This is a genomic window from Brevundimonas sp. (assembly GCF_023259385.1).
Taxonomy (GTDB): domain Bacteria; phylum Pseudomonadota; class Alphaproteobacteria; order Caulobacterales; family Caulobacteraceae; genus Brevundimonas.
On sequence record NZ_JAHFPF010000262.1, the window covers coordinates 1 to 4,816 of the forward strand.

The following is a 4,816-nucleotide window of genomic DNA, read 5'->3' on the forward strand; positions in this document are numbered from 1 at the left end:
GGCGGTCAGGCGACCCCGGGCCTGAACGACCCAGTCAGGATCGGACCGGCTCAGCCCGGTCTCCGGGCCGGCGGACGCGCGGGGGTCGCCGCCGGGGCGCGGGCGGGGGCGCAGGCGAAGCGCGCGCCCATCTCGGTGGCGCGTGTGCGCTGGGGCGCCGTGGCGGTGGCGGCGTAGCGGTTGGTGAACTCCGCCAGCGCGCCGCAGGCGTCGGTCTTGCGGTCGGCGGCGTTCAGCGCATTGGCCAGTTCCAGCGTGGTCGCGGCGGCCCAGGACGTGGTCGGCCAGCCGCGGATAGCCGAGGAATAGGCGCGCACGGCGTTATCGTAGTCGCCGTCCGAGACGCGCAGATCGCCGATGCGGCTGAACGCCTCGCGCGCCTGCGGCGTGTCGGGCCAGGCCAGGGTGACGGTCTGCAGGGCGCGGTCGCCCCGCGCCGGATCGGTGGCGGCCAGACGGACGGCGGCGGCCAGGTCACGCGCCGCGTCGCCCGTCGGCGAGGTGTTGGGAATGGGCGAGTTCAGCTCGGCCTCGCGGGCGGCGGCCTGCTCGATGGCGCGGACCCGGCCCTCGGCGTCGCGGACGCGGGTCGACAGGGCGGCGTTGTCGCGCTTGGACTCGTCCAGGGCGAAGGTCAGGCGTTCGATCTCGCCGTTCACCCGCTGGGTGGTGGCTTCCAGATCCTGCAGGCGGCGGTCCATCAGGCCGACGCGGCCCTGAAGCGCCACGACCTCTTCGTCCGGCTCGATGATCACCGGCTGACCCGCGGCGTTCCGCTGGGTCACGGCGCGCTCGAGGCGGCGGACGTTGCGGTCCAGTTGATCCAGCCGGCGCTTGTCCCACTGGATCGGCTCCATCGGCGTGGTCTGGGCCACAACGGTCGTCGTGCCGGCGATCAACACGACGCCCAGGGCGGTGATGACGACTTTGCGGGTGCGCAGGGCGGACGGGAGCTTGAGCATGGGATCAGATTTCACCGGATTTGGGGCGGTCGCAAGGCAGTCAGACCGCGACCGCCAGATAGATGATCGCCGTGACGAACAGCCCCACGACGATGAGGCAGAAGTTCTGGAGGAGGACGAACCGCCAGATCGTCGAGAACCAGCCGAGCTCATAACCGCCCTTCAGCTGGGCGAATTGATGGATCGGCGTCCCGACCATGACCGCGAACCACGCCGCCACACCCAGCGCCGGGTGGATGAAGCCCAGACAGATCGCGATCAGGCCCACCAACACCACGAAGGTCAGCGAATACAGAACAAAGACACCGTGGTCATAAAGGGTCGTCTTGCGCCGCCACAGGAACAGCAGGGCCATGAACGGGATCGACAGCGGCACCAGCAGGAAGGCGAATTTGTAGAAGGTCTGCTGGATTTTGTAGACCGCGAGGTCAGGGTTCATCAGCTTCTTGGCGACCCTCTTGACGCCCGGACTGACGGTCGGGTCAGAGTAGACGTCGTTGGCGATCTCACTGACCGACCCCTGCCAGCTGTCCGATTGCACCTCGTCGGAAGAGGCCGCTTCGGCGCCATCAGCCTTTTTGCTGAGACCCGCCAGGACATTGTCGGCGACGTCCAGCGCCGCCTTGTCGCCGGCGGTTGTCGCCGCGGCGCGGGCCGCGGCGATATCCTGACGCCCCTTCTCGAACTCGGCCGCACCCTCTTCCCCCGCGACGGTGCTGACCGGGTGGAAGTTGGACTCCGGCATGTGCACAAAGCTGAGCGCGAAGAAGGAGACGAAGACCGTGAACAGGAAGATGGCCAGCGGCGAGACGTAGCGGGTGCGCTTGCCGTGGATCCACTCGCGCGTCAGCTTGCCGGGATTGAAGGCCAGCAACGGCAGGGTGCGCCAGATACGGGCGTCGAAATGCATGACGCCGTGCAGCACCTCCTCGCCGAGATGCAGCAGGGTGCGGTGAACATGGGTCGGCTGACCGCAGTTCGAACAGAAATTGCCGGAGGTCTCGGACCCGCAGTCGGCGCAGGTTCCGGTGTGGTCCTCGCCCGCCTTGGCGGCCGGCTTCTCGATCGCGCCGGCGATCAAACCCGCGGTCACGACGCCGCCTGCACCTTCGATATCCATCGCCAGCATCCCCCCGGGCCGCACTCAGGCGGATGTCAAACCCGCCGTACAAAAGGAAAGGGCGTCGGTAAACCGACGCCCCCTCCCCATACAACTGTCGCCGCGATTTAGCGCGCGGCGCCGGAGACGATCGCGGTGTGGGCGTTGCGGTTGCGGGCCCACGATTCCTCCGACGAACCGGCGGCGATCGGACGTTCCTTGCCGAAGCTGATCGTGTCGATGCGGCCGGCGTTGATGCCGCGCTCGATCAGATAGGTGCGGACCGACTCGGCGCGGCGGGCGCCCAGGGCCAGATTGTACTCACGCGTGCCGCGTTCGTCGGCGTTGCCTTCGATACGGATCGTGACCGAGGGGTAGCGCTGCAGCCAGGCCACCTGGGCGTCGAGGCGCGGGAAGGCTTCCGAACGGACCGAATAGCTGTCGAGGTCGAAATAGACGCGGTCGCCGACGTTGACGACGAAGTCCTGCTCCGAACCCGGGGCGGCGGCGCCGAGGTTTCCGCCGTCGACGTTGCCGTTGTTGACCGGCGGATACTGCGGGCCGACCGGCGGCGGGACCTCGCCCGTACCGGTCTCGACCGGACGACGCGGGGTGCAGGCGGCGATGGCCGTCACGGCCACGCCCACGGCGGCCAGACGGACGAGGGTCGAGGGCTTCATCATCGAGGTCGTCTCCTAGGTCGTCGGGGCCAGGCCCCGCTTAGCTTTGCTGTAGTAGGTCGGTACTGTCGCGCCAGCTTTTTCACCAGACACGATAACGCGGTAGTGAGGCCAAAGGCTCCGCTTGTGATCAGCTGGGACAGGCGTCCGCGCCGGAGGCGCCCAGACGGCTGGGCTGCTGATCCAGCAGCGGCGACCACGCCGGGTCTGTGCCGCGACCGCTGTAGCCGGCCTGGCTGACCACCCGGCCGGACAGATCGACGGTCCACAGCCGGGTGTCGCCGCCCGGGCTCTGGCGCGCGAACATGATGTAGCGGCCGTTGGGCGCCCAGGTCGGGCCTTCCTCGAAATAGCTGGACGACAGGATGCGCTCGCCCGAGCCGTCGGTGTTCATGACGCCGGTCGAGAAGCGGCCGCCGCCCTGTTTGGTGAAGGCGATCAGGTCGCCGCGCGGGCTCCAGGTCGGGGCCGTATAGAGGCCGCCGCCGCGCGAGATCGGCCGCTGGCCCGAACCGTCGGCGCGCATGGTGTACAGGCGCGCGCTGCCCGAACGGTCCGACGTGAAGACGATCTGGCTGTTGTCCGGGCTGAACGACGGCGAGGTGTCGATGCCCGGATCGCTGGTCAGGCGGCGCACCTGACGGCTGCTGAGGTCCATCACATAGACGTCGGTGTTGCCGTTCCGGATGATCGAGAAGGCCATCTTGGCCCCGTCGTTCGAGAACCGCGGCGCCAGCACCTGGCCGTCGAATTCGCCCAGGCTTTCACGGCGCTGGGTGGCCAGGTTGAACAGGTAGATTCGGCTGTAGTCCTTGCCGAGGGCAACGTAGGTGATCTCGTTCGGATCGCTCAGCGAGAAGCGCGGCGACATGATGATCTCGTCGCCCTGGGTCAGGTAGATGGGGCTGAACCCGTCCTGATCCGAGATCGTCAGGCGCGACAGCCGGTTCAGCTGGGTGCCGCTTTCCGAGACGAAGACCACGCGGCTGTCGAAGAAGCCGCTCTCGCCGGTCATGCGCTGATAGACCATGTCCGCGATCTTGTGGCCGATCCGGCGCCATTGCTCGGGCGTGGCGGTGAACTGGTAGGCGACCAGCTGGCACTGGCGATAGGGGTCGTACAGGCGGAAGCCGAAGTCGTTGCGGCCGTCGGGCCGGGCGGTGACCGAGCCGTACAGCACGGCCTGGGCGCCGATGGAGGTCCACTGGGCGAAGTTCGGCGCGTTGGCCAGCGTCAGGCCCGTCTCGACGAAGCTGGCCGGATCCAGCGGCTCGAAATAGCCCGAGCGGCGCAGGTCGGCGCGGATCACGCCCGACAGGTCGGAACCGTTCTGCCCGCCGAAGTCGGCGACGGCGATCTGCATGGGACGCAGGACGCCCTGATTGATCTCGACCTCGACCGGTTCCTGCGATTGCGGCTGTCCGGCGGGCGGCGTCTGGGCCGTGGCCGCGCTCACCGTCATCGCCAGGATCGCGGCGCTGGCCAGTAGTCGGTTCAATCGCATGAGAAGCTCCCGCAAGTTCAAACGTCCGCCGGTTCTTGTCGCCGAACCGGTCGCTTATGGCCAGCATGGCCGTGATTGGGGCGACTTTCAGGCCCCGTCAGGGTTCGTCAGAACCTTTCCTACCGGTTCCGGCAGGCTTCTTCGGTGTTGAAGGTCGGGCGGAATGAGCCGCCGGTGAAACCGTCGGGCACGTCGAACGGCGCGGTCTGGCGCAGGGCGCGCATGGCCGCGTCGGCCGAGGCGCGCCAGACCGGATCCGAGCGCGGCGAAATCAGGGTCGGGCCCGCCGTGATGCGTCCGTCGCGCGACAGGGTGACGTCCATCTGGATGCGCAGGTTGCGGGCCTCGGGCACGTCGCAGGGCAGAATCCAGTTCGGGATGATCTGCTGGAACATCGCCGTGATCTGCGGCCCCGAACTCTGCTGGACCGGACCGGCGCCGCCACCGCCGGGCGGCGGGCGGCGGGCGGGACCCGGATTGTTGCGCAGCGGCCCCGCGTTGGCGTTCGGGTCGAAGCTGGGCTGGGGCGGCTGGCGCGGAGGCTGGGGACGCGGCGGCTGGGGACGCGGGG

At 68.6% G+C, this 4,816-nt stretch carries 4 protein-coding genes and 1 pseudogene; all 5 read right to left on the reverse strand.

Translation table 11 applies throughout. From position 1 onward, the window contains the following. Positions 1 to 50: 50 nt before the first annotated feature. A complete protein-coding gene (locus tag Q0C81_RS16135; RefSeq protein WP_291840256.1) occupies positions 51 to 962 on the reverse strand; it encodes a tetratricopeptide repeat protein in 912 nt (303 codons plus the stop codon). Between the two features lie 40 nt (positions 963 to 1,002). Further along, positions 1,003 to 2,082: a DUF3667 domain-containing protein gene (locus Q0C81_RS16140; protein ID WP_291840259.1), complete on the reverse strand. Its 1,080-nt coding sequence runs from the start codon at positions 2,080 to 2,082 to the stop codon at positions 1,003 to 1,005. Positions 2,083 to 2,189: 107 nt separating this feature from the next. Beyond that, complete coding sequence (gene pal / locus Q0C81_RS16145; protein ID WP_291840263.1) at positions 2,190 to 2,741, reverse strand: peptidoglycan-associated lipoprotein Pal; 552 nt, start codon at positions 2,739 to 2,741, stop codon at positions 2,190 to 2,192. A 130-nt stretch (positions 2,742 to 2,871) separates the two neighbouring features. Then, a complete protein-coding gene (tolB, locus tag Q0C81_RS16150) occupies positions 2,872 to 4,245 on the reverse strand; it encodes a Tol-Pal system beta propeller repeat protein TolB (RefSeq protein WP_291840261.1) in 1,374 nt (457 codons plus the stop codon). Between the two features lie 119 nt (positions 4,246 to 4,364). Next, a pseudogene (locus Q0C81_RS16155) lies at positions 4,365 to 4,816 on the reverse strand (hypothetical protein); the annotation flags it as partial.